Below are 21,978 nucleotides of genomic sequence, written 5' to 3' on the forward strand. Positions count from 1 at the left end.
CGTGGCGGCGGCCGGCGACGGGCCCTGGCTCGACGACGCGGCCGGACGGCTGGTGCGCCCTTTCACGGTCAGCAACGGCCGGACCAAGCCCAGCGTCGCCCTCGATCTCATGTCCCAGGTCATGGCCACCGGGGCGACCCCCCTCGGCTACCTCGGCCCCGAACACGCGACCGCGCTCCACCTGACCCGTGCACCCGTGTCGGTCGCCGAGATCGCGGCCCATCTGAAGCTGCCGGCAGCGGTCACCAAGGTGCTGCTGTCGGACCTCCTCGACTGCGGGGCGTTGACCACCAAGCCCCCCGAGTTCCAAAACAACCCCACCGACCGGGCCCTACTGGAGGCAGTGCTCGATGGACTACGACGACAGCTCTGACTGCGACGATCACGACACGTACGGAGATCACCGTGACCACGGCGCTTCCGACGGAAACGGCCCCGACCCCTTCCCGACCGCCCTGAAGATCCTGGTCGCGGGCGGCTTCGGGGTCGGCAAGACGACCTTCGTCGGCGCCGTCAGCGAGATCGCGCCGCTCAGCACGGAGGAGCTGCTCACCACCGTCAGCGCCGCGACCGACAACCTCGACGGCATCGAGAACAAGGTCGAGACGACCGTCGCCATGGACTTCGGCCGGATCACCCTCGACCCGCACCATGTCCTCTACCTGTTCGGCACCCCGGGCCAGGAACGGTTCTGGTTCATGTGGGACGAGCTGTCCGAGGGCGCCCTCGGCGCGGTCATCCTCGCCGACACCCGTCGGCTCGAGGAGTGCTTCGCGGCCGTCGACTTCTTCGAGGAACGCGGACTCGCCTTCATCATCGCCGTCAACGAGTTCGACGGCTCCCACCGCTACGACCCCGAGGAGGTGCGCGCCGCCATCGACCTGGACCCGGCGATCCCCATCGTGCGCTGCGACGCCCGGATCTCCGCCTCCGGCGTCCAGACCCTGCTCACCCTCGTCAGACACCTCATCGCCCACGCACCGGCCGCACCCCAGCCGAGCCGCGGCGCCCACATGTGACGCCCGCACCCAACGCCCCGGAGCCGCATATGACGTACGTCCACAGCGACGGAACCCGGACATGAGCTACGACCCGTCGCGCCCGACCGGTCGTCTGCTGCTCACCCCGGAGGACAGGGAAGCCCCCGCCCGTGCCCTCAGGCTGCGCCGACTCGGCCTCGGGGAACAGCCGGAGCCCGCCCTGGACGCCTTCGCGGACCGGCTCGCCGAGGTGATCGGAGCGCCGTACGCCATGGTCAACTTCCCCGACGAGGAACGGCAGTTCTTCGCCGGGCTGCACACCCCGCAGGGCGGCCGGGCCGCCCGGGGCGGCAAGCCCCGGGTGGGCCGCCGGCTGCCCCGCGACTACGGCTACTGCCCGCATGTCGTCGTCCGGCGCAAGGCGCTGGTCCTGGAGGACGTGGGCGACTACCCGCGCTTCGCCGGCAACCCGGTGGTCGACGAGTACGGCATCCGCTCCTATCTCGGCGCCCCGCTCATCGACACCACCGGCATGGTGCTGGGCACGGTGTGCGTCGCCGACCTCGCGCCCCGGCCCTGGGGGAAGGCCGGCCTGGAGACCATCAAGGCGACGGCCGCCGACCTCGCCGGCCGACTGCAACGCCGGGAGAGCGGCGGATTCCCGCCCTGAGCCCCCGGAGCCCGGGTCAGAAGGCCCGCCAGACGTTGTTGAAGGCCGCGTCCTCGATGGACCGTCGTCGCCGGACGGCGTCGAGCTCCGCCACCGCGTCGCCGACCGCCGCCAGGATCGTCACGACCGCGTCGTCGAGGCGGTCCGGGCCGCCGTCGGCCGGGTCCTCGCGCAGACCGACGGCGGTGGCCAGCGCGGCGAGGACCGGCTCGTCCGACGCCCAGCGCGCGGTGGCGCGCCGACGGGCCGGCGAGTCGACGGGCGCCGTCCGCGCGGACCGGACGCCGAGCAGCCGCCCGCGGGGCCGGCCGACCACTCCGTCCGCCTCCAGCCGGTCGGTATAGGCCGAGGACAGGCCACGGCCCCGGCGCCACAGCCAGTCCTCGACCGACTCGTACGGTTCCTCCCGGACGAGCGCCGCCGCGGCCTCGGCCAGCAGCGGATCGTCCGGCTCCGAGGGCGGGCCGGGCACCAGGAGGTCGTCCTCCACGGTGAGCGCTTCGGCCCGGAGCAGATCGATCGCCTCCGCGCCCGCGAGGGCGAGCGCCAGATCGCCCTGTCCGACCTCACGCACCGCGGTGACGCCGGACGGCACGTCGGGGGTCACGTCCAACGCGACGATCATCAGGTCCCGTGCTGTGGTCATCAGGGGCTCCACGTCAGTCGGCCGGCTCGTGCGGGTTGCGGTCCAGGGTGACACGCCCCAGCGTGGTGTGCGGGAAAGCCGGTCCACAGGAGCGAGGCCACTCGTGTGAAGCGCACTCGTGTGAAGCAGAGCTGTGGCGGCGCTTAAGAAAAGCTCGATGGACCTGGGCCGGTGGAGTGCGGCAGATTGCTGCACGAATCCACACGTCTTCCCGGATGCGGGGCCGCTTCGGCCTGTCCGCGCCCGGGCCCTCACCACGGGAGCCGTTGCGTTGAAGGCACTGGTCAAGGAGAAGGCGGAGCCGGGGCTGTGGCTCACCGACGTCCCGGAGCCCGAGATCGGTCCCGGCGACGTACTGATCAAGGTGTTGCGCACCGGCATCTGCGGCACCGATCTGCACATCCGGTCCTGGGACGGCTGGGCGCGGCAGACCATCCGCACACCGCTGGTGCTCGGGCACGAGTTCGTCGGCGAGGTCGTCGAGACGGGCCGGGACGTCGACGCCGCCGACATCGCGGTGGGGGACCGGGTCAGCGGTGAGGGACACCTCGTCTGCGGCAAGTGCCGCAACTGTCTCGCCGGGCGCCGCCATCTGTGCCGGGCCACCGTCGGCCTCGGCGTAGGGCGCGACGGCGCGTTCGCGGAGTACGTCGCCCTGCCCGCCTCCAACGTGTGGGTGCACCGGGTCGAGGTGGACCTCGACGTGGCGGCGATCTTCGACCCGTTCGGCAACGCCGTGCACACCGCGCTGTCCTTCCCGCTCGTCGGCGAGGACGTGCTGATCACCGGCGCCGGACCGATCGGCCTGATGGCCGCCGCCGTCGCCCGGCACGCGGGCGCCCGCAACGTCATGGTCACCGACGTCAGCGAGGAGCGGCTGGAGCTGGCCCGCAAGATCGGCGCGAGCCTCGCGCTGAACGTGTCGCAGGCGTCCATCGCCGACGGACAGCGGGAGTTGGGGCTGCGCGAGGGCTTCGACGTCGGCCTGGAGATGTCCGGCCGGCCCGAGGCGCTGCGCGACATGATCGCCAATCTGACGCACGGCGGCCGGATCGCCATGCTGGGGCTGCCCGCCGAGGAGTTCCCCGTCGACTGGTCCCGGATCGTCACCTCGATGATCACCATCAAGGGCATCTACGGCCGAGAGATGTTCGAGACCTGGTACGCGATGTCGGTGCTGCTGGAGGGCGGCCTCGACCTCGCCCCCGTGATCACCGGCCGGTACGGCTACGGCGACTTCGAGGCGGCCTTCGCCGACGCGGCCGGCGGCCGCGGCGGCAAGGTCATCCTCGACTGGACCGCGTGACTCCCTTCCTGCGCAAGCACTTCTAGGAGCTTTGAGATGTTCGACTCCGTGCGCGACGACCTGCGCGCCACCCTCGACGAGATCCGTGCCGCCGGTCTGCACAAGCCCGAGCGCGTGATCGGCAGCCCGCAGTCGGCGACCGTATCCGTGACCGCGGGCGGCCGGCCGGGCGAGGTCCTCAACTTCTGCGCCAACAACTACCTCGGCCTCGCCGACCATCCCGAGGTCGTCGCGGCCGCCCACGAGGCCCTCGACCGCTGGGGCTACGGCATGGCGTCCGTGCGCTTCATCTGCGGGACGCAGGAGGTGCACAAGGCGCTGGAGGCGCGGCTGTCCGCCTTCCTCGGCCAGGAGGACACGATCCTGTACTCCTCCTGCTTCGACGCCAACGGCGGAGTCTTCGAGACGCTGCTCGGCCCCGAGGACGCGGTGATCTCCGACGCCCTCAACCACGCCTCGATCATCGACGGCATCCGGCTGTCCAAGGCCCGCCGCTTCCGCTACGCCAACCGTGATCTGGAGGATCTGGAGCGGCAGTTGAAGGACGCGTCCGACGCGCGTCGCCGACTGGTCGTCACCGACGGCGTGTTCTCCATGGACGGCTATGTGGCGCCCCTCGCCGAGATCTGCGACCTCGCCGACCGCTACGACGCCATGGTCATGGTCGACGACTCGCACGCCGTCGGCTTCGTCGGCCCCGGCGGCCGCGGCACCCCCGAACTGCACGGCGTGATGGACCGCGTGGACATCGTCACGGGCACCCTGGGCAAGGCGCTCGGCGGCGCGTCCGGCGGTTACGTCGCGGCGCGCGCCGAGATCGTCGCCCTGCTCCGCCAGCGCTCCCGCCCGTACCTCTTCTCCAACACCCTCGCCCCGGTCATCGCCGCCGCCTCGCTCAAGGTCATCGACCTGCTGGAGTCGGCCGACGACCTGCGCGTACGGCTGGCCGAGAACACGGCCCTGTTCCGCCGCCGGATGACGGACGCGGGCTTCGACATCCTGCCCGGCGACCACGCCATCGCCCCCGTGATGATCGGCGACGCGGCGCGGGCGGCCCGGATGGCCGAACTGCTCCTGGAGCGTGGGGTGTACGTGATCGGCTTCTCCTACCCGGTCGTCCCGCAGGGACAGGCCCGGATCCGCGTCCAGCTGTCCGCCGCGCACTCCACGGACGACGTGAATCGGGCGGTCGACGCCTTCATCGACGCGCGGGCCGAGCTGGCGGGGGTCTGACGGGCCCGAGCGGCCCGGACACATTGCGATAATCGATCCCATGATCGAGGCGCGGCGGCTCCACATCCTCCGTGCGGTGGCCGACCACCGCACCGTGACGGCGGCGGCCGCCGCGCTGTATCTCACCCCGTCCGCCGTCTCCCAGCAGCTGACGGCCCTGGAGCAGGAGACCGGCCACCGGCTGGTCGAGCGCAGCGCCAAGGGCGTACGGCTCACCCCGGCCGGCGAGATCCTGCTCGCGCACACCAACGCCGTCCTCGCCCAGCTGGAGCGGGCCGAGGCCGAGCTGGCCGCCTACAGCTCCGGCGCGGCCGGCACGGTCACGGTCGCCGCCTTCGCGACCGGCATCGCCCTCGTCGTGGCGCCCGCGGTGGCCCGGCTCGCGGGCGTCGCCCCCGGGATACGGATCCGGGTCCAGGACACCGAGGGCGACGCCAGCCTCACGATGGTGCTCGACCGGCAGGTGGACGTCGCCGTGGCCGTCGAGTACCGGGGCGCCCCGGCCGCCGACGACCCCCGGCTCGCGCACATCCCCCTCTACGCCGAGCCCTTCGACGCGGTCGTCCCCGTCACCCACCGTCTCGCCGACGCCCCCGAGGTCCCCCTCGCCGAACTGGCCAAGGACACCTGGATCGGCCCCTACCCCGGCAACCCCTGCCATGACGTGGTCGTCCTGGCCTGCGAGCACGCCGGCTTCCAGCCTCGTCTGGAGCACTCCTCGGACGACTTCCGCGCGGTCGTCGCGCTGGCCTCGGCCGACGCGGGCGTGGCGCTGGTGCCGCGTTCGGCGCTGCGCGGCATGGACCTCACGGGAGTGGTCGTCCGGCCCGTCGACGGGGTGGCGCCGACCCGACGGGTCTTCGCGGCCGTCCGCCGGGGAGCGGAGGAGCATCCGCTGATCCGGCCGGTGCTGGAGGCGCTCGGCGAGGCCGCACGAGGCTGAGCTGCCGGCGGGTGAGGCGCACGCAGGTGAGGCATCCGTAACGCTGTCGTCTCATATTCGGGATAACTTCCCTGATATGAGAAACGAAGAGGATGCGGAGGATGCTGTGGGCGCGGCGGACGCGGTCGAGCCCCCGGACCCCGTCGACGCGCGCCTCGCCGCACGCCTGGCCGAGTTGCGGGCCGAACGCGGTTGGTCGCTGGGGGAGTTGGCGGAGCGCAGCGGGATCAGCCGGTCCACCCTGTCGCGGGCCGAGCGGGCGGAGATCAGCCCGACCGCCTCGCTGCTCAACCGCCTGTGCCATGTCTACGGCCGGACCATGTCCCGGCTGCTCGGCGAGGTCGAGGCGGAGCCCGCGCCGCTGGTGCGGGCCGGCGAGCAGTCCGTCTGGGCGGACCGGGCCTCCGGGTTCGTCCGGCGCTCGGTGTCGCCGCCGCACCCCGCGCTGCGCGCCGAACTGGTCGAGGGCCGGCTCGCCGTGGGCGCCGACCTCAGGTACGACCGGCCGCCCGTGGCAGGGCTGGAGCAGCACATCTGGGTGCTGGACGGCGTCCTCGCCGTGACCGCCCAGGGCGCCGAGCATCGCCTCGACGCGGGGGACTGTCTGCGCCTGCGGGTATGGGGGCCGACCCGGTTCCGGTGCGTGGGCGACGCGGAGACGCGGTATGCGCTGGCGGTGGTGCTGCCGTGACCGATGCCTTCGCGACCCGGCTCGACGCCGTCCGACTGCTCGAGCGGGTCGAGGAGTTGGCCGACCTGCTGATCGACACGGTCGACGGCGGAGCCTCGGTCGGCTTCCTCGCCCCGCTGGACCGGGCGGACGCCCTCGCCTGGTGGAAGGAGCGGGCGCAGGGCGTGGCCGCCGGGCGGCTCGCCGTCTGGGCCGCCCACGACGGCGACCGTGTCCTCGGCACCGTCAGCCTCGCCTTCGCCGGCAAGCCCAACAGCTCGCACCGCGCCGAACTCGTCAAGCTGATGGTCCACCGGGACGCCCGCGGGAAGGGCCTCGGCCGCGCCCTGCTGACCCTGGCCGAGGAGGCGGCCGGCGCGGCCGGCGTCACCCTGCTCCACCTGGACACCGAGACCGAGAGCCCCGCCGAACACCTCTACCGCGCCGCCGGGTGGACCAGCGCCGGGGTCATCCCCGACTACGCGGCGAGCCCCTCCGGCGTGCTCCGGCCGACCACCCTGTACTACAAGCACGTCGCGGCCGGGTGACTGTCAGTGGCAGCCGATACGGTGCGAAGCATGCCGGACGCCGAAGACGTACGTCGTATCGCCCTGTCCCTGCCGGACACCACGGAGAAGATCGCCTGGAGCATGCCCACCTTCCGCGTCGCGGGGAAGATGTTCGCCACTCTGCCCGAGGAGGAGACCTCCCTCGCCGTGCGCTGCCCCAAGGAGGAGCGCGACGAACTGGTGCTCGCCGAGCCCGGGAAGTTCTGGATCGCCGACCACGAGGCCCAGTTCGCCTGGGTACGGGCCCGCCTGGCGGCCCTGGAGGACGAGGACGAGCTGCGGGCCGTCCTCGCCGACTCCTGGCGGCAGGCGGCCCCGAAGCGGCTGCTGGAGGCGTACCCGGAGCTGGGGGTGGCCCCGCAGGACTGACGGCGGCCCGGCGGTCGGGGCGCGAGAAACGGGTGCGCGACCATCGACCCGAGTGCGGTATTGTTTCCATGCGCGTTCGGCCAGGGGAAACCCCAGGTCAGATGGGCAACGGGACGTGGCGCAGCTTGGTAGCGCACTTGACTGGGGGTCAAGGGGTCGCAGGTTCAAATCCTGTCGTCCCGACTTTACGAAGTCGGAGGTCGAGCACCGTTTCAGAGGGAATCTGAAACGGTGCTTTGGCCATTCTCGGGACAAGCCCGAGATGTGAGGCAGTGCCCCTGAGCCACGTCGCGGCACGGCATCGCGGCGTGGCTCAGCCGGCTCCGTCCAGCGGCCGGCGCAACTCGATCTCAAGCCATTGGCTCTCGTGGCGCCACGCGTCCGGAGCGCGTGCCCGGCGAACCGTTCACCCGCCGCCTTGCGGGCGGGGTGGTGCCGCCGACTCGGCATCGGTGGTGGCGCGGCCGGTGGCGGCGAGGAGGGCGAGCAGTGCGAGGACGGCCAGCAGGATGATGACCAGCAGCAGGATGGTCAGGACCGTCGGGTGGTTCCAGAGCGCGAAGACGAGGGCCACGATCAGCAGGGCGGCCAGGGCGATCCACCGGCGGTGGGCCTGGGTCCAGGTGCCCACCCGGCCGGTGCCGACCTGGTGGGCGTAGGCCCACCGCGCCGTGGAGTCCGCGGCGCGCTCGGATGTGCCCCTGACGGCGCGCGCCAGTCGTCCGGGGCCGATCAGGTAGGCGCCGAGCGCGATGACCACGCCGAGCACGATCGCCGTGCGCAGGCTGACCCTGAGGAAGTGCACCAGGGTGTCGAAGACGGCTGCCGCGGCGGCCTCCGACTGAACCTGGGGCGGGAGATGATCCAGGTAGTAGCGGCGGGCGACGACCAGGACGATGGCCACGACCAGGCAGGCGAAGGCCGCGCCCAGAGCCGTACGGGCCAGGGCCCGGCGGCGCCGGTGGGCCAGGAGCACGCCGGCCGCGCCGGTCACCACGACGAGCACGGGAAGCCAGTTCCCGATCACGTCCAACAGATGGGCGCCCTTGCGGATCTTCTCCAGTTGGTCGGACTGGAAGAGCACCATCTGCTTGTCGACGTCGGGGATCTTGGCGGCCGGGGACAGCCCGGCGTCCACGAGTGCCTGTTTGACCTGGTCGACGGCTTCGCCGACGTCGAGGGTCACCGTCCCGCCTTCCACGCCCACGGCGCCGCGGCCTTCGCCGGTGAGCGCGTGCACGACTGCGGCGTGGGCGCGCCGGTTGGCGTTCGTCCAGATCCGCTCGAAGCGGTCGCTCTGTACGAAGCGGGTGGCCACCTTCTCGACCGTGTCGTTGACCGCGGAGTCGAGTTGCGGGCCCAGCCCCTTCACGGCCTGCGCGGCGCGCGGCGGAAGCCCCTGCGACTGGAGCCAGCCGGCGATGTCCGCGGCGGCCTGGCTGCCGTCCACCCGTACGTCCGCGGCATGGGTGATGCGCTTGACGGCCGCGTCCTCGATCGCCGGATCCGAGGCGAGCGGCGAGACGGTCTCCACGTACCGGTCGGTGTCCAGCGCGATGTCGTGCACCCACACCGTCAGGAGGGCGACGGGCACGAGGATGCAGGTGAGCACGATGAGAACGGCCGAGAGGGTGTTCCGCGTGATCCGTGTGGCCGCCGAACCGTGCTTGGGCCCGCCCCCCGCCGCGTCACCCACGCCCGCCTCCGGGACGGCATCGGGCTCGGACGGCTCGTGCGGGCTGGTCATGGGATGCTCCAGGGCTCCTGGGGGATCGGCCTGTCTCCATTTCCGCCGCTCTACGGCGATACGGCCCGCCCAGGCGGTCCGTACGGGCGAGACACGGTCGACCGCCCGCAGCGGTGACGCCGGCCCCGGGGAGACATGAAGGCTCGGCAGCGACGGAAGGTCCGCCGGTCGGCGTGTCGATCGATTCGGGCGGGGGTCAACGCCGGCGGCGGCGGTGAACAGGCGGCGCACACCGCCGGGTGGTGCAATGGGCATGGTGGCGGGAGTGCCCTTGCGTGCACGGCTCGCGGTCGTCGGCGACCCGATCGGCGAGGGCGGACCGGGAGACCGGGGGCCGCAGATCGCCACTGGACGCGGTGCCACGCACAGTCGCGTCGGTCGTGCCCACCGGGCAGGAGGCTCCATGCACAGGGACTCCGGGGCGCGCGGTCGCCTCGTACAGCGTTGGTCCGCACGGCTTGCCCTCGTGGCGGGGCTCGCTGCGGTGGTGGTCCTGCTCGTTTTCGCCGGAGTCCAGAGCATCGTGCTCCTGGGCGCCGGTCTGGCCGGGCTGGCCATATCAGGGGCGAGCCTGTGGTGGGCACTGACCCTGCGTGGAATCGGCAGGCTGCTCTCCTTCACCCTGGCCGCCGTCGCCCCGCTCGCGGTGCTGGCGCTCTTCGCATGGGCGGATCTGCTGTGGGTCGTACTCGCCTCTCTTGCCCTGTGGGCCCTCGCGGTCTCCGTCGGCGGAGCGGCACTCAGCAGGGACGTCGAGCCGGCCGGGCCCCCGGAGACGCGGACTGCTCCTCCCCAGCGCCCCTTCCTCATCATGAATCCACGATCAGGCGGGGGAAAGGTGGGGAAGTTCCACCTCAAGGAGAAGGCCGAGGCGCTCGACGCCGATGTCCTCCTGCTGGACACAGCTCATCAGCAGGACGTGGTCGCGCTCGCCGACAAGGCAGTCGAAGACGGCGCCGACCTCCTCGGAGTCGCGGGCGGCGACGGCACACAGGCCCTGGTCGCGGGAGTCGCCGCCAGGCACGGCATTCCCTTCATGGTGATCTCGGCCGGAACCCGCAATCACTTCGCCCTCGACCTCGGCCTGGACCGGGACGACCCGTCGACCTGCCTGGACGCGCTCGCCGACGGCGTCGAACTCCGCGTCGACCTCGGTTTCATCGGTGAGCGAGCCTTCGTCAACAACGCGTCCATCGGCACCTACGCGGCCGTCGTGCAAAGTCCCGCCTACCGCGACGACAAGGTCCGCACCGTCCTCCAGACGCTTCCCGACCTGCTGACCCACCGACGCGGCCCCCGGCTGGCCGTCCGCACCGCGGACATGGCCATCGACGGCCCCCAGGCCGTGCTCGTCAGCAACAACCCCTACCGGATGGGCGACCTCGCCGGCCTCGGACGCCGCGAGGTCCTGGATTCAGGCGCCCTCGGCGTCCTGGGCGTCAACGTCGACAACGCCGCGCAGGCAGCCGAGTTGCTCGCGGGGAGGCACGCGCCCGGCCTCACCACCCTGACGGCCGAGGAGGTCGTCATCGACGCGGACGAGCCCGAGATCGAAGCCGGGGTCGACGGTGAGGCACTGACCCTGCCGACGCCCGTACGGTGCACGATCCACCCCCGGGCTCTGCGCGTCCGCGTACCACGCCACCGCCCCGGCGTGCCCCGGACGAGGGCCCCCATGGACTGGCGGCGGATACGGAAGCTGGCCCTGAGCTGAGGAGCCGCCGTCCTTCCCCGGCACGATTCAGGGCGTCTTGGCGGCGGACCGCTTCGCGCTTTTGCTCCTGCGGGCGCCCGTGCTGCTCCGCCCGGGCTCGGCGGGCGCATTCTTCCGCTTCGCGGCCTTCTCGGCGCCTGCGACCGTCCGCGACGGCGCTGTCCTGGTCGGCGCGGTCGGCCACTTCAACTCGATCTCCAGCTCGATCTCCCCGTTGCCGATCTCGACCTCCATCTCGCTGCGAAGGTCGTCGGGGATCCGCAGGCTCAGCGTTCCGGGGCTGAGTTCCAGTTCGGCATCCCCGCCTTCCCTCAGCGCGGCTGCGAGTGCCGTGAGCTGGTCAGCCGCCTCAAGGCGTGACAACGTGCGCTTCTGCTCAAACTTGAGGTCCTTCATGAGGGTCTCCGATCTGACAGAAAGAGTGGATAACACCCATTCTGGTGTCATGTGCGGGATCGGACATCCTCATGGCCGGCAGGGTCGCTTGCTCGAACCAGGCCGAGGAGTGGTCCAGGGGCAGCAGAAGGCACAAGGCCACCAGCGCGGTGGCGGATCCCGCGATCCGCAGAAAAACCGCACGATCGCGCCCGACGCCCTCGCTGTGAGTCCGCCGGGCAGCCTGTGGATTCGCCCAACCCCGCGTGACGTCCACGGCTCCGCTGCCAGGATCAGGCGCCATGAGCGCAGGGCACCGCAAGGCCGACCAGCACCGCAGGCCCCACGAGACCGCCAAGGCCGAGAAGCACCGGACACCGCACCGCGCCGGGCACGCGAAGCGGGCCGGCAAGGCGGTGCCGGCCGACGAGTCGACGACCGCGCTGGCGCTGGCCGCCCGGGGCGGTGACGCGGCGGCCGTCGAGGGGTTCGTGCGCGCGCTGCACCGAGACGTGGTCCGCTACGTCGCCCATCTCAGCGCCGATCCGCAGGCCGCGGACGATCTGGCGCAGGACACCTTCCTGCGGGCGCTCGGCGCGCTGCACCGCTTCGAGGGCCGCTCCTCGGCACGGGCCTGGCTGCTGTCCATCGCGCGCCGGGCGGTGTTCGACAGCTACCGGTCCGCCGCTGCCCGGCCGCGCCTCTCGGACGAGGCCGACTGGCAGACGGCCGTGGAGCTGGCCCAGCCGCGCGGGCTGCCCGGCTTCGACGACGGCGTCGTCCTGCTGGATCTGCTGGCCGCGCTGCCGCGGGACCGGCGGGAGGCGTTCGTGCTGACCCAGTTGCTGGGGCTGCCGTACGCGGAGGCGGCCGAGGTCGGCGACTGCCCCGTGGGCACCGTCCGCTCACGCGTGGCCCGCGCCCGCGCCACCCTGGCCGAACTGCTCACCGAGGCGGGCGCGCCCATGGTCAGCGCAGACCTCGCAGCGAGCGCAGTTCGTCGACCTTCGTCAGGCGGGCCACAGCGACGTAGACCAGGCCGAGGGTGAGGACGCCGGCCGTGAGGGCGGTCGCGGTCGGCAGGGTTCCCTCGCCGAGCGCTGCCGCGCACGCCCGGTCGGCGGCCCGGCCCGCGGCGGCGGCGAGGCCCGCGGCGCACAGCAGCTTGGCGTACGTGCGGCGCAGCGCGCCGTCGTCCAGCCGGCCGCCGGTCCGCCGGCGCAGCAGACGCGCGGTGAGCGCAAGCCCGGCCAGGTAGGACAGGGCGTAGGCGCCGGCCATGCCGGTCACCGCCCAGCGGTCGGGCAGCAGCAGATGGCAGCCGGTGGCCAGGGCGATGTTCACCGCCGCGATCCAGACCGCCATGCAGAACGGGGTGCGGGTGTCCTCGAAGGCGTAGAAGCCGCGCAGCAGCAGGTACTGCGCGGAGAACGGGATCAGCCCGAGCCCGAACGCCTGGAGCATGTGCCCGAGCGGCGCCGCGGAGGCCGCGTCGGCCGCGCCGTGCGCGAACAGCAGGGTGGAGATCCGCGGGCCGAGGGCGAGGAACAGGAACGCGGCCGGGACGATGACGACCCCGCTGACCCGCAGCCCGCGCGACAGGTCCGCGCGCACGTCCCCGATCCGCCCCTCGGCCACGGCGCGGCTCATGCGCGGCAGCAGCGCGGTCACCAGGGACACCGTGACCACCGACTGCGGCAGCATCCAGATGGTCTGCGCGTACATGTACGCCGTGTAGCCCGCGCCCGCGTCCGGCAGCTTCTGGTCGACCGTGTTGGCGTAGTTGGTGACGACCGTCAGCGAGACGAGGTTCGTCAGCACCAGCAGCAGCGTCCACTTGGCGGCGTGCACCCCGGAACCCAGGCCCGAGCCGCGCCAGTCGAAGCGCGGCCGGAACCGGAACCCGGCGGCCCGCGCGAACGGCACCAGCGCGAGGGCCTGCACCGCGATGCCGGCCGTGGTGCCGAGGCCCAGCAGCCGGACCTGGGTGTCGGTGATGTCCGCGACCCGCTCCGGAACGGTCATCAGGCCGAGGTAGGCGCCGAACATACCCAGCAGGACGACGTTGTTGAGGACCGGCGTCCACATCATCGCGCCGAACCGCTCACGGGCGTTGAGGACTTGGCCGTACATGTTGAACAGGCCGTAGAAGAAGATCTGCGGGAGCAGGAAACGGGCGAAGACCACCGTCAGTCGGTACGCCTCGTGGGTGTCGGGGGTGTCGCGCAGGTACAGCGAGACGATTCTCGGGGCCGCCCACACCGCCAGCGCGGTCCCCACCGCGAGGACGGACACCACCAGGGTGACGAGCCGCTGCTCGTAGGCCCGTCCGCCGTCCGGGTGGGTGGCCCGAGCCCGCACCAACTGCGGTACCAGCACGGCGTTCAGCGCGCCGCCGATCAGCAGGGTGTACAGGCTGGTCGGCACGGTGTTCGCCGTGTTGTACGTGGTCGCCAGCAGCCCGGTGCCCAGCGCGGCGGCCTGGAGCACCTGGCGGATCAGCCCGGTCGCCCGGGACGCCACCGTGCCCAGTGCCATCAGCGCCGACGAACGGGCCGCCCCGCCGGAACGTTTCCCCGCCCGCTCTTGTGTCGTAGCCCCCATCGGGTCAACGTACGGCATCAAGATCGATCGGCCTAACGGCGGCTGCGGACCCTCGCGTCCCTCGGGGGTTCGATGAACTGGAGTTCCAGCGCGGCCGGCGGCGGGGTGAGCCCGGGGCCGCCGACCGCCGCCCAGGCCAGGATCTCGTCCGTGCAGTCGTCGTCCATGGCGAAGCCCACCCAGGTGGGTCGGCCGCCGGCCTGCCGCCCGCCCGCCGAGGGCTGGACGACGATCACGTTGGCCTGGTCGCACGGGCCGAGGCAGTCCGTCGTCCGGACCGCGAACGCGCCGCCCGAGGCGACGGCGGCCGACCGCAGCCGCTCCAACTGCCCGTCGTGGTCGAAGCCGGGGTGCTTGCGGGCGTCGCCGCAGCAACAGCCCCTGCACACGACGAGTGTGCAGGGGCGTTGCCGACCGGGTATCGGCGTCATCTTCGTTCAGGAGGCCGAGAGGCCGACGTGGGCCAGGGCCTGCCGCAGCAGGAACCCGTGCCCGCCCGGCATCTCGCTCTGCACCGCGGGCGAGGCGGCCTCCTGCGGGCTGAACCACACCAGGTCCAGCGCGTCCTGCCGGGGCCGGCAGTCGCCGGTCACCGGCACGATGTAGGCCAGCGACACCGCGTGCTGACGGGGGTCGTGGTACGGGGTGACGCCGTGCGTGGGGAAGTACTCGGCCACCGTGAACGGCTGGAGCGAGGTGGGCACCCGGGGCAGCGCCACCGGGCCGAGGTCCTTCTCCAGGTGGCGCAGCAGGGCGTCCCGGACGCGCTCGTGGTGCAGGACCCGGCCGGAGACCAGGGTCCGGTTGACATTGCCGTCCGGTCCGATCCGCAGCAGCAGGCCGATGCTGGTGACTTCGCCGCTGTCGTCGACGCGCACGGGCACGGCCTCGACGTAGAGGATCGGCATACGGGCGCGCGCCATCTCGAGCTCGTCGGAGCTCAGCCAACCCGGCGTGGTTTCGGTCAAGTCAGACATTGCTTGATCATACTTTCAGTGTCCGTCGGGAAGCCGGTAGACCCGGCGGGCGTTGTCCGCACCGGCCCAGCGTGCCAGGCGCAGCGCGTCGGGCAGGCCCAGTTCGTCGGCGTCCACCCGGTCCTGGAGCAGATCCCCCAGGCCCCGGCGGAACGCCAGCGCGCCGAGCCGGTAGAACTCAGCCACACCATAGGCGTCCGAGCTGTACAGCAGTTTGCGGAACGGTGTGATCTCCAACGCCTCCTCCAGCACCGCCCGTGCTCGCGGGGGGCCCACATGGTGCAGCGTGAGCCCCACGTCCAGGTACACCCGCTCGAACACCGCGGCCAGGTAGGCGGCCTGTCGCTGGTAGGGCCAGCAGTGCAGGAGCAGTACCGGGATCGTGCCCGCTGTGAGGCGCAGCCAGTCCGTGAGATGCGTCGGGTCCACCCGGTGCAGGCGGATGTCGTTGTCGCCGAACCCGGTGTGCAGTTGGAGCGGCAGCCCCAGATCGACGGCCGTCCACAGCAGCTGCCGGACCAGCACCGGCTCGTCCAGGCGCCCGCCGCGCGCCAGCCAGTGCCGGGCGGCCCGGGTGACGTCGGCCTCCGAGGGCCGGGCCGGGTCCAGGTCGAAGCCCGTGCGGTAGGCGGCCACCGACTTCACCGCGACCACGCCGGGCCGCCGTACCGCGTCCAGCGCGGCGGCCCGGAACGCGTCGGCGTACCCGTCGGCCTCGACGCCCCGGGCGGCCACGGCCTCCGCGACGGACTCCAGCCGCACGACCTGATGGGCGACCGCCGGTCCGCAGAGCTCGGCCAGTTCGGCGGGCGTGGTGACGCGGTGCGGGGCGAACCCGGTGTCGACGCAGAACACGGCGGTCCGGGCGGCTCTGAGGAACCGCCGGTTCACCTCGCGCGGGCCCAGTTCGGCGCGCCGGGCCAGATAGAGGTCGGCGGGGGCGTGTCGCTCCAGGTCGAGCAAGGGCGCGCAGTGGCGGCGCACGGCCACCCCGGCCGGGGTGTCGAAGGTCGAGACGCCGGGCCACCGCCCGCCCTCGGTGAGCAGGGCCTCGAAGGCCGGCCGGTCCAGCGGGTCGGTGACGACTCCGTGGCAGTGGTGGTCCACCAACTCCAGCTCGGCGAGCGCCTCGTGGATCGGTCCGCCGGTCACTTCAGTACTTCCAGCGGTAGGCGGCGGCCACCTGCTCGTCGTCGAGCCCGTCGACGGAGTCGATCTCGCCCTGCCGGACGGCGCTGACCGCGTCGGCGAGGACCGGACCGAGCGCGCCCCGCAGCACCTCGTCCTTCCTGAACTCGACGACCGCCTCGGCGAGCGAGGCCGGCAGCCGGCGCACACCCCGGGCCGCGGCCTGCTCTGCGCCGAGCCGCGCCGGATCCCCGGTCGTCTCCTCGGGCAGGACGGCGCCCGAGGCGAGCCCGTCCAGTCCGGCGGCGATCAGAGCGCCGAGGGCGAGATACGGGTTGGCGGCCAGGTCGACCGGTTTGACCTCCAGGTTCGCCTGCTCCGCGCGTCGGCCCACGGTGCCCCGCACCAGGCGCACCGCCGACTCGCGGGTCTCCAGGCCCCATGCGGTGAACACCCCGGCCCACTGGGAGGGTTTGAGGCGCAGATAGCTCGCCGGGCTCGGCGCGGTCACCGCGGTGAGGGCCGGGAGACGGGCCAGGACACCGGCCGCGAACGCCTCGGCATCGCCCGTCAGGCCGTGCCGCCGGTCGCCGCCGGCGTGCAGGTTCACGCCGTCCCGCCAGGCGGAGAGGTGGATGTGGCCGCCGTTGCCGACGCCCTCCGCGACGACCGCGGGGGAGAAGGAGACCCGCAGGCCGTGCCGCCGGGCCACCGCGCGGATCGTCTGGCGGACCAGGACGCTGCGATCGGCCGCCGCCACCGGGTCCAGGGCGCCCACGGAGATCTCGAACTGGCCGGGCGCGTACTCGGGATGGACCTGGTCGACGTCCACGCCCTGTGCCGCGCACGCGGCCAGCAGCTCGGCGGTGTACTCGCTCAACTCGACCTGCCGGGTCGCCGCGTACGCCGGCGCGGTGGTCGCCGGGACGAACTCCCCGGCGGGTGCGGAGTCCAGGCCGAGCGCCCACTCGATCTCGATGCCCGCCTTGAAGGCGAGACCGTGCTCGCGGGCCGCGTCCGCGACGACGCGGCGCAGGAAGGTGCGGGAGCAGCCCGGGTGCCGTTCGCCGTCCTGCGTGATCCGGTCGACCGGCGCCCACGCCCAGCCGGGCTGCCCCGCCAGGGCCACCAGCCGGTCGAGGTCCGGGTACAGGCGCAGGTCGCCGTCCGGGGAGCCCAGCACATCGGTCGTGACGATGTGGTCGTTCGCCAGGAACGTGTCGAACACCGGCGACATGCCGACGCCCCAGGCCGCCGCCGAGGCCAGCGCGGCCGTGGGGATCGTCTTCACCCGGCCCACGCCCGCGGTGTCGACATAGGCCAGGACGACGCCGTGCACGCCCCGCGTGGACAGCTCGCCGCCGAGCGCGGTCGCCCGCTCGACGTCACCGGGACGCCCGCCGGGGACGGGATCGGCAAGGGTCGTCATGCGTCCTCCACGAGCGGTGCGTCCTGCACGAGCGGTGCGTCCGGCACACCCGATACATCCGGTACGTGCGTCATGTCCGTCAGGGTTTCACGGCCACCGCTCCGTACTGCGGCACCACCGCGAGGGAGTCGGCCTCGCCGCGCCAGCGCGAGCAGGACACCAGGCCCGGCTCCAGCAGCTCCAGGCCGTCGAAGAACGCGGTGATGTCCGCGCCGCTGCGCGCCGTGATCGGCGGCTTGGCGTTCTCGTTCCAGAACTTCATCGCCGGGATCTGGCCCTCGCCGCCCACCTCGCCGTCGTACGTGGGATGTGTCAGGACCAGGAAACTTCCGGAGGGGACCTCGGCCATCACGTTGCGGACGACGTCCTTGGCCTCCTCGACGTCCAGCACGAAGTTCAGGATGCCCAGCATCATCACCGCGACCGGGCGCTCGAAGTCCAGGGTGGCCGAGGCGCGTTCGAGGATCGCGGCCGGATCGTGCACGTCGGCGTCGATGTAGTCGGTGACGCCCTCGGGCGTGCCGGTCAGCAGCGTGCGCGCGTGCGCCAGCACGATCGGGTCGTTGTCCACGTACACGATCCGCGACTCGGGCGCGACGCGCTGCGCGATCTCGTGGGTGTTGTCGGCCGTCGGCAGCCCGGTGCCGATGTCCAGGAACTGCCGGACCCCGCGCTCCTCGGCGAGGAACCGCACCGCCTGCCCCAGGAACCAGCGGTCCGCGCGGGCGATCTCCCGGATGAGCGGGAACATGCCGGCGACGTGCTCGCCGACCCCCCGGTCGACCTCGTAGTTGTCCTTGCCGCCGATCCAGTAGTTCCACACCCGCGCGTTGTGCGCCACGCTGGTGTCCAGCCGCGTCGGCCCGCTCACGTGACCGCCCCTTCCCACGTCCTGCCCGTGTCACGGGCCTCATCCGGCCATTGTGCCGCCGGATGATCACCGCTGTCCCCGGTAGGGTGAAAATCCGGTGATCCCGTACCAGGAAGCAGGACATGCCCTACTCGCACGCCCCCCGGCTGACCGGCCCCGAGCCCTCGGCAGGCCCCGTCGACATACGCCTGGTCGTCACCGACATGGACGGCACGCTCCTCGACGACGACAAGCGGATCCCGGACGGACTCTGGGAGGTGCTGGCGCGGCTGCGCGAGCGCGGGGTGCTGTTCAGCCCGGCGAGCGGACGCCAGTACGCCTCGCTGGAGCGGGAGTTCGCCGCCGTGGCCGACGGGATGGTGTTCATCGCGGAGAACGGCGCCTACGTCATCCGCGACGGCGAGGAGCTGAGCTCGGACCCGCTGGAGCCGGGCGTGCTCGCGCGGCTGGTCGACGCCGTGCGCGGGCTCGCGGCCGGTGGCGTCGACGTGGGGGCCGTCGTCTGCGGTAAGCGGTCGGCGTACGTGGAGCGGGCCGACGAGGCCTTCCTGGCCGAGGTCCGCAAGTACTACGTGCGCCACCAGGTCGTCGAGGACGTCGCCGCCGTCGACGACGAGGTCATCAAGGTCGCCCTGTTCGACTTCGGGCCCGCCGAGCGGACCACCGCGCCTGCGCTGGCGCCCTTCGCGGACACCCACCAGGTCGTGGTGTCCGGCGAGCACTGGGTCGACGTCATGAACCGCACCGCGAACAAGGGCGCCGCCCTGCGCCGGCTCCAGCGGGAGCTGGGCATCACGCCCGCGCAGACCCTGGTCTTCGGCGACTACCTCAACGACCTGGAGATGCTGGACGCCGCCGAGTGGTCCTTCGCCATGGCGGGCGCCCACCCCGAGGTCGTCCGCCGGGCCCGGCATCTGGCGCCGTCCAACAACGACAACGGCGTGCTGCGGACCGTCGTCCGCCTGCTCGAGCTGCCGGTCACCGGCCTCTGACCCCTCAGGGGCGGGGCTGGGCGTGACCTTGCTGCCAGGCCCAGGCCGCGATCTCGACCCGGTTTCGGGCGCCCGGTTTGAGCTGCACGCTGGACAGGTGCGTCTGCACCGTCGACAGCGAGACGTACAGCTCGGCGGCGAGTTCCGCGTCCGTCCGGCCCAGTGCGACCGGCCGGACGACGTCCGGTCAGGTGTTGGAGCAGACGGACGACGTCCGGTCAGGTGCTGGAGCAGACGGACCGTGACCGACGGGAGACCAGGGAGTCGCCCGCGGCGGCCGCCCGGACCGTCTCCGCGAGGAGGGTCGGCCCGGAGTCCTTCAGCAGGATGCCGCAGGCGCCGCCGCGCAGCGCCCCGTACACGCACTCGTCCAGGTCGAAGGTGGTGACCACGACCACCCGCAGCGGGTCCGCGACGTCCGGACGTCCGGTCCGGCCGGCAGCCGGTGGGCGGGAAGTGGCTCCGCCTTCGCGTGCCGCGGCTTGCGCCCGCCTCGGCCGAACGGCCATGGTTCGCGGCGGGTTCCTCGGCCTATCGGACTTCAGGCCTTTCGGCAGTTCGGTCTTTTCGGTCTGCCTGCCGGGGGTGCGGTCACCGGGACCGTCCTCGTAGGCTGCGTGGTATGACCGCACCGGACGTCGTCGCCCGACTGACCCGGGAGATCGCCTCGGGGCTGAAGCCCGGCGACCTCGAAGCCTTCTACCAGGATCTGCACCGCCACCCCGAGCTGTCCTTCCAGGAGCACCGCACCGCCGCGAAGCTCGCCGCCCGGCTGCGCGCGGCCGGGTACGAGGTGACGGAGGGGGTGGCCCGCACCGGTGTGGTCGGGGTGCTCGCGAACGGCGACGGGCCGGTGGTGTGGCTGCGCGGCGACATGGACGCGCTGCCCGTGCCCGAGGCGACCGGCCTGCCGTACGCCTCGACCGTGGCCGGGGTGATGCACGCCTGCGGCCACGACCTGCACATCACCTGGCTGGCGGCCGCCGCCGAGGTGCTCGCCGCCGCCCGGGAGACCTGGTCCGGGACGCTCGTAGTGGTCGGACAGCCCGCCGAGGAGGCCGAGGGCGGGGCGGCGGCGATGGTCGCGGACGGGATCCACGCCCGCTTCCCGCGCCCCGACGTGCTGTTGGGTCAGCACGTCGCGCCCGGGCTCGCCGGGTTCTACCCGCACACCCCCGGCCCGACCCTGGCGGCCTCGGACGACGTCGACGTCGTCGTGCACGGCGTGGGCGGTCACGGTTCGCGGCCCGAGTCGACCGTCGACCCGGTGGTGACGGCCGCGTACATCGTGACCAGGCTGCAGACCGTCGTCTCACGCGAGATCGCGGCCGGCGAGTCGGCCGTGCTGACGGTGGGGCGGTTCCACGCCGGTACGCAGCCCAACATCATCCCCGCCGAGGCCCGGCTCGGGCTGAACGTGCGCACGCAGGACACCCGGGTGCGCGAGCGCGTCCTGACCGCGATCCGCCGGGTCGTCGAGGGGGAGTGCGCCGCCGCCGGCTGCCCGGTCCCGCCCGAGGTCACCGTCGTCCCCGGCTATCCGAACACCGTCAACGACGCCTCCCTGGACGGGGAGATCGCCGCCGTGCACCGGGGACTCCTCGGCGAGCACACGGTGTTCGACTTCGGCCGGACGATGGGCAGCGAGGACTTCTCCCTGCTCGCCCCGCAGGGCGTGCCGTACGACTACTGGTACGTGACCTCGACCCCGGCGCACGTCTGGGAGGCGGCGCCGGGGGAGGAGTTGAGGGAGAAGTTCGACGCGGTGCCGGGCAACCACAGCCCGCTCTTCGCACCGGACCTGTCGGTACTGGTGCCGGGGGTGCTCACCCTGGTGTCGGCGGCGCTGTCCCGGTTCGCTCTGCGAACGCTCTGAACCTCGGCTTCCCGGCGGTCGGTTGTCGTGGCGGTCGGTTGTCGTGCGGCCGCTTCTCCGCCTCAGCGGGCGAGCGCCGCGTCCAGGAAGCGGGTCAGGTCGGCGAAGACGTCCGCCCTGTTCGTCTCGAGGAAGACCTCGTGCCGGGCCCCGGGGTAGATCCGCTCCGCCCGCGTGTCGCCGGTCAGCCGCTCGACGCCGATCCGGCTGCCGGGCAGCGGGACCAGCCGGTCCTCCTCGCCGTGCAGCCACAGCAGGGGCAGCCCGCCGACGTCGCCCTCCTCGGCGACCCGGTCCAGGGTCCGTACGAAGGCCTCCAGCGTCGGCCGCTTCATCGGTCCGTGCCAGACCAGCGGATCCGCCGCGTACGCCGCGCCGACCGCCGGATCGCGGGAGAGCGCCGCGGGGTTGATGGGAACGTCGGGGATCTCCGCCTGCGCCAGCAGCCGCCCGGGCGTCTCCCAGACGCCGATCACCGGGCCGGACAGCACGAGCGCGGCGAGCGCGTCGCGGTGCAGCTGGGCGTACCGGGCCGCGATCAGGCCGCCCGCCGAGTGCCCGATCACCACCAGCGGGAGGTCCGGGTGCGCGGCCCGGGCGAGTCGCGCCACGGTGTGCACGTCGGTGACCACGTCCTCGAAGTCCTCGATCACGACGCGCTCGCCCGCCGACCGTCCGTGCCCCATGTGATCGGGCGCGAACACCGCCGCGCCGTGCCCGGTCAGCACGGCGGCGAGTTCCCCGTAGCGGCCGGCGTGCTCGCCGTAGCCGTGCACGAGGAGCGCGAGGTAGCGGGGCCGCGCCCGGGGCCATTCGTGCGCGACGATCGTGCCGCGGGCGCCCGCGAGGACGTGCTCGGACATGTCTCCTCCAGCGCTG

23 protein-coding genes, 1 tRNA gene and 1 pseudogene are annotated in these 21,978 nt (G+C 72.7%); 14 read left to right on the forward strand and 11 right to left on the reverse strand.

The features are described from left to right. Window position 1 precedes the first annotated feature (1 nt). The 3 genes from AB0J04_RS02285 to AB0J04_RS02295 all read left to right on the forward strand — a co-directional run bounded on the left by AB0J04_RS02285 (window position 2) and on the right by AB0J04_RS02295 (window position 1,650). Window positions 2-373, forward strand: coding sequence for a DUF742 domain-containing protein (locus tag AB0J04_RS02285; RefSeq protein ID WP_363166511.1), 372 nt, complete (start codon window positions 2-4; stop codon window positions 371-373). Beyond that, window positions 351-1,019 carry an ATP/GTP-binding protein gene (locus tag AB0J04_RS02290; protein WP_363166473.1) on the forward strand — a complete coding sequence of 223 codons (669 nt, stop codon included), beginning with the start codon at window positions 351-353 and terminating at the stop codon, window positions 1,017-1,019. The genes AB0J04_RS02285 and AB0J04_RS02290 overlap by 23 nt, the downstream gene beginning before the upstream one ends. Window positions 1,020-1,080: 61 nt before the next feature. Next, window positions 1,081-1,650: a GAF domain-containing protein gene (locus AB0J04_RS02295; protein WP_363166474.1), complete on the forward strand. Its 570-nt coding sequence runs from the start codon at window positions 1,081-1,083 to the stop codon at window positions 1,648-1,650. Between the two features lie 16 nt (window positions 1,651-1,666). On the opposite strand, the gene AB0J04_RS02300 is transcribed toward AB0J04_RS02295, so the two are convergent. Then, window positions 1,667-2,296: a GPP34 family phosphoprotein gene (locus AB0J04_RS02300; RefSeq protein WP_363166475.1), complete on the reverse strand. Its 630-nt coding sequence runs from the start codon at window positions 2,294-2,296 to the stop codon at window positions 1,667-1,669. Between the two features lie 271 nt (window positions 2,297-2,567). Here AB0J04_RS02300 and tdh point away from each other — a divergent pair, with 271 nt between their 5' ends. The 7 genes from tdh to AB0J04_RS02335 all read left to right on the forward strand — a co-directional run bounded on the left by tdh (window position 2,568) and on the right by AB0J04_RS02335 (window position 7,569). Further along, the gene (gene tdh, locus AB0J04_RS02305; RefSeq protein ID WP_363166476.1) at window positions 2,568-3,602 is read left to right on the forward strand and encodes an L-threonine 3-dehydrogenase; all 1,035 of its coding nucleotides are present in this window, start codon (window positions 2,568-2,570) and stop codon (window positions 3,600-3,602) included. A 36-nt stretch (window positions 3,603-3,638) separates the two neighbouring features. Then, on the forward strand, window positions 3,639-4,835 hold the full coding sequence (locus tag AB0J04_RS02310) for a glycine C-acetyltransferase (RefSeq protein ID WP_363166477.1): 1,197 nt from the start codon (window positions 3,639-3,641) through the stop codon (window positions 4,833-4,835). 40 nt (window positions 4,836-4,875) lie between these two features. After that, a complete protein-coding gene (locus AB0J04_RS02315) occupies window positions 4,876-5,778 on the forward strand; it encodes a LysR family transcriptional regulator (protein ID WP_363166478.1) in 903 nt (300 codons plus the stop codon). A gap of 76 nt (window positions 5,779-5,854) precedes the next feature. Beyond that, window positions 5,855-6,469: an XRE family transcriptional regulator gene (locus AB0J04_RS02320; protein WP_363166479.1), complete on the forward strand. Its 615-nt coding sequence runs from the start codon at window positions 5,855-5,857 to the stop codon at window positions 6,467-6,469. After that, window positions 6,466-6,996 (forward strand): GNAT family N-acetyltransferase, encoded by a 531-nt coding sequence (locus tag AB0J04_RS02325; protein WP_363166480.1) that lies wholly within the window; start codon window positions 6,466-6,468, stop codon window positions 6,994-6,996. Before AB0J04_RS02320 ends, AB0J04_RS02325 begins: the two co-directional genes overlap by 4 nt. 30 nt (window positions 6,997-7,026) lie before the next feature. Further along, the gene (locus AB0J04_RS02330; RefSeq protein ID WP_363166481.1) at window positions 7,027-7,386 is read left to right on the forward strand and encodes an MmcQ/YjbR family DNA-binding protein; all 360 of its coding nucleotides are present in this window, start codon (window positions 7,027-7,029) and stop codon (window positions 7,384-7,386) included. A 109-nt stretch (window positions 7,387-7,495) separates the two neighbouring features. Next, window positions 7,496-7,569 (forward strand) — tRNA-Pro (locus AB0J04_RS02335). A 223-nt stretch (window positions 7,570-7,792) separates the two neighbouring features. On the opposite strand, the gene AB0J04_RS02340 is transcribed toward AB0J04_RS02335, so the two are convergent. Next, complete coding sequence (locus AB0J04_RS02340; RefSeq protein ID WP_363166482.1) at window positions 7,793-9,133, reverse strand: hypothetical protein; 1,341 nt, start codon at window positions 9,131-9,133, stop codon at window positions 7,793-7,795. A 403-nt stretch (window positions 9,134-9,536) separates the two neighbouring features. On the opposite strand from AB0J04_RS02340, the gene AB0J04_RS02345 reads away from it, so the two are divergent. Continuing rightward, window positions 9,537-10,847: a diacylglycerol kinase family protein gene (locus AB0J04_RS02345; protein ID WP_363166483.1), complete on the forward strand. Its 1,311-nt coding sequence runs from the start codon at window positions 9,537-9,539 to the stop codon at window positions 10,845-10,847. A gap of 27 nt (window positions 10,848-10,874) precedes the next feature. Here the strand turns inward: AB0J04_RS02345 and AB0J04_RS02350 are convergent, their stop codons facing one another. Then, on the reverse strand, window positions 10,875-11,243 hold the full coding sequence (locus tag AB0J04_RS02350; RefSeq protein WP_363166484.1) for an amphi-Trp domain-containing protein: 369 nt from the start codon (window positions 11,241-11,243) through the stop codon (window positions 10,875-10,877). A gap of 281 nt (window positions 11,244-11,524) precedes the next feature. Between AB0J04_RS02350 and AB0J04_RS02355 the strand changes: the two genes are divergently transcribed. Next, complete coding sequence (locus AB0J04_RS02355) at window positions 11,525-12,271, forward strand: sigma-70 family RNA polymerase sigma factor (protein ID WP_363166485.1); 747 nt, start codon at window positions 11,525-11,527, stop codon at window positions 12,269-12,271. On the opposite strand, the gene murJ is transcribed toward AB0J04_RS02355, so the two are convergent. From murJ to AB0J04_RS02385, 6 genes are all read right to left on the reverse strand, one after another. Continuing rightward, complete coding sequence (gene murJ / locus AB0J04_RS02360) at window positions 12,192-13,760, reverse strand: murein biosynthesis integral membrane protein MurJ (protein WP_363166512.1); 1,569 nt, start codon at window positions 13,758-13,760, stop codon at window positions 12,192-12,194. The genes AB0J04_RS02355 and murJ overlap by 80 nt on opposite strands. Window positions 13,761-13,858: 98 nt before the next feature. Then, a complete protein-coding gene (locus AB0J04_RS02365; RefSeq protein ID WP_363166486.1) occupies window positions 13,859-14,257 on the reverse strand; it encodes a (2Fe-2S) ferredoxin domain-containing protein in 399 nt (132 codons plus the stop codon). A 6-nt stretch (window positions 14,258-14,263) separates the two neighbouring features. Continuing rightward, the gene (locus AB0J04_RS02370) at window positions 14,264-14,794 is read right to left on the reverse strand and encodes an NUDIX hydrolase family protein (RefSeq protein ID WP_351918651.1); all 531 of its coding nucleotides are present in this window, start codon (window positions 14,792-14,794) and stop codon (window positions 14,264-14,266) included. 24 nt (window positions 14,795-14,818) lie between these two features. Further along, window positions 14,819-15,955 carry an amidohydrolase family protein gene (locus AB0J04_RS02375; RefSeq protein ID WP_363166487.1) on the reverse strand — a complete coding sequence of 379 codons (1,137 nt, stop codon included), beginning with the start codon at window positions 15,953-15,955 and terminating at the stop codon, window positions 14,819-14,821. A 1-nt stretch (window position 15,956) separates the two neighbouring features. Beyond that, window positions 15,957-17,360, reverse strand: coding sequence for a glutamine synthetase family protein (locus AB0J04_RS02380; RefSeq protein ID WP_363166488.1), 1,404 nt, complete (start codon window positions 17,358-17,360; stop codon window positions 15,957-15,959). A 79-nt stretch (window positions 17,361-17,439) separates the two neighbouring features. Then, window positions 17,440-18,231, reverse strand: a complete 792-nt coding sequence (locus AB0J04_RS02385; RefSeq protein WP_363166489.1) for an SAM-dependent methyltransferase — start codon at window positions 18,229-18,231, stop codon at window positions 17,440-17,442. A 122-nt stretch (window positions 18,232-18,353) separates the two neighbouring features. Between AB0J04_RS02385 and AB0J04_RS02390 the strand changes: the two genes are divergently transcribed. Next, entirely contained in the window at window positions 18,354-19,223 is an 870-nt protein-coding gene (locus AB0J04_RS02390; RefSeq protein ID WP_363166490.1) for a Cof-type HAD-IIB family hydrolase, read from the forward strand. A 4-nt stretch (window positions 19,224-19,227) separates the two neighbouring features. Here AB0J04_RS02390 and AB0J04_RS02395 read toward each other — a convergent pair. After that, window positions 19,228-19,639, reverse strand: a pseudogene (locus AB0J04_RS02395) (response regulator transcription factor); the annotation flags it as partial. 206 nt (window positions 19,640-19,845) lie between these two features. Between AB0J04_RS02395 and AB0J04_RS02400 the strand changes: the two are divergent. Beyond that, window positions 19,846-21,099: an amidohydrolase gene (locus AB0J04_RS02400; RefSeq protein WP_363166491.1), complete on the forward strand. Its 1,254-nt coding sequence runs from the start codon at window positions 19,846-19,848 to the stop codon at window positions 21,097-21,099. A 62-nt stretch (window positions 21,100-21,161) separates the two neighbouring features. Here the strand turns inward: AB0J04_RS02400 and AB0J04_RS02405 are convergent, their stop codons facing one another. Continuing rightward, the gene (locus tag AB0J04_RS02405; RefSeq protein ID WP_363166492.1) at window positions 21,162-21,962 is read right to left on the reverse strand and encodes a lysophospholipase; all 801 of its coding nucleotides are present in this window, start codon (window positions 21,960-21,962) and stop codon (window positions 21,162-21,164) included. Window positions 21,963-21,978 lie beyond the last annotated feature (16 nt).

The sequence above is a fragment of the Streptomyces sp. NPDC050263 genome (assembly GCF_040655955.1).
In the GTDB taxonomy this organism is placed as follows: domain Bacteria; phylum Actinomycetota; class Actinomycetes; order Streptomycetales; family Streptomycetaceae; genus Streptomyces.

Excerpts from the sequence above, each read along its gene's own strand:
- AB0J04_RS02290 (WP_363166473.1), top strand. The coding sequence starts at position 351 with ATGGACTACGACGACAGCTCTGACTGCGACGATCACGACACGTACGGA.
- AB0J04_RS02295 (WP_363166474.1), top strand. The coding sequence starts at position 1,081 with ATGAGCTACGACCCGTCGCGCCCGACCGGTCGTCTGCTGCTCACCCCG.
- AB0J04_RS02300 (WP_363166475.1), bottom strand. The coding sequence starts at position 2,296 with ATGACCACAGCACGGGACCTGATGATCGTCGCGTTGGACGTGACCCCC.
- AB0J04_RS02310 (WP_363166477.1), top strand. The coding sequence starts at position 3,639 with ATGTTCGACTCCGTGCGCGACGACCTGCGCGCCACCCTCGACGAGATC.
- AB0J04_RS02315 (WP_363166478.1), top strand. The coding sequence starts at position 4,876 with ATGATCGAGGCGCGGCGGCTCCACATCCTCCGTGCGGTGGCCGACCAC.
- AB0J04_RS02320 (WP_363166479.1), top strand. The coding sequence starts at position 5,855 with ATGAGAAACGAAGAGGATGCGGAGGATGCTGTGGGCGCGGCGGACGCG.
- AB0J04_RS02330 (WP_363166481.1), top strand. The coding sequence starts at position 7,027 with ATGCCGGACGCCGAAGACGTACGTCGTATCGCCCTGTCCCTGCCGGAC.
- AB0J04_RS02340 (WP_363166482.1), bottom strand. The coding sequence starts at position 9,133 with ATGACCAGCCCGCACGAGCCGTCCGAGCCCGATGCCGTCCCGGAGGCG.
- AB0J04_RS02345 (WP_363166483.1), top strand. The coding sequence starts at position 9,537 with ATGCACAGGGACTCCGGGGCGCGCGGTCGCCTCGTACAGCGTTGGTCC.
- AB0J04_RS02350 (WP_363166484.1), bottom strand. The coding sequence starts at position 11,243 with ATGAAGGACCTCAAGTTTGAGCAGAAGCGCACGTTGTCACGCCTTGAG.
- AB0J04_RS02355 (WP_363166485.1), top strand. The coding sequence starts at position 11,525 with ATGAGCGCAGGGCACCGCAAGGCCGACCAGCACCGCAGGCCCCACGAG.
- murJ (WP_363166512.1), bottom strand. The coding sequence starts at position 13,760 with ATGGCACTGGGCACGGTGGCGTCCCGGGCGACCGGGCTGATCCGCCAG.
- AB0J04_RS02365 (WP_363166486.1), bottom strand. The coding sequence starts at position 14,257 with ATGACGCCGATACCCGGTCGGCAACGCCCCTGCACACTCGTCGTGTGC.
- AB0J04_RS02380 (WP_363166488.1), bottom strand. The coding sequence starts at position 17,360 with ATGACGACCCTTGCCGATCCCGTCCCCGGCGGGCGTCCCGGTGACGTC.
- AB0J04_RS02390 (WP_363166490.1), top strand. The coding sequence starts at position 18,354 with ATGCCCTACTCGCACGCCCCCCGGCTGACCGGCCCCGAGCCCTCGGCA.
- AB0J04_RS02400 (WP_363166491.1), top strand. The coding sequence starts at position 19,846 with ATGACCGCACCGGACGTCGTCGCCCGACTGACCCGGGAGATCGCCTCG.
- AB0J04_RS02405 (WP_363166492.1), bottom strand. The coding sequence starts at position 21,962 with ATGTCCGAGCACGTCCTCGCGGGCGCCCGCGGCACGATCGTCGCGCAC.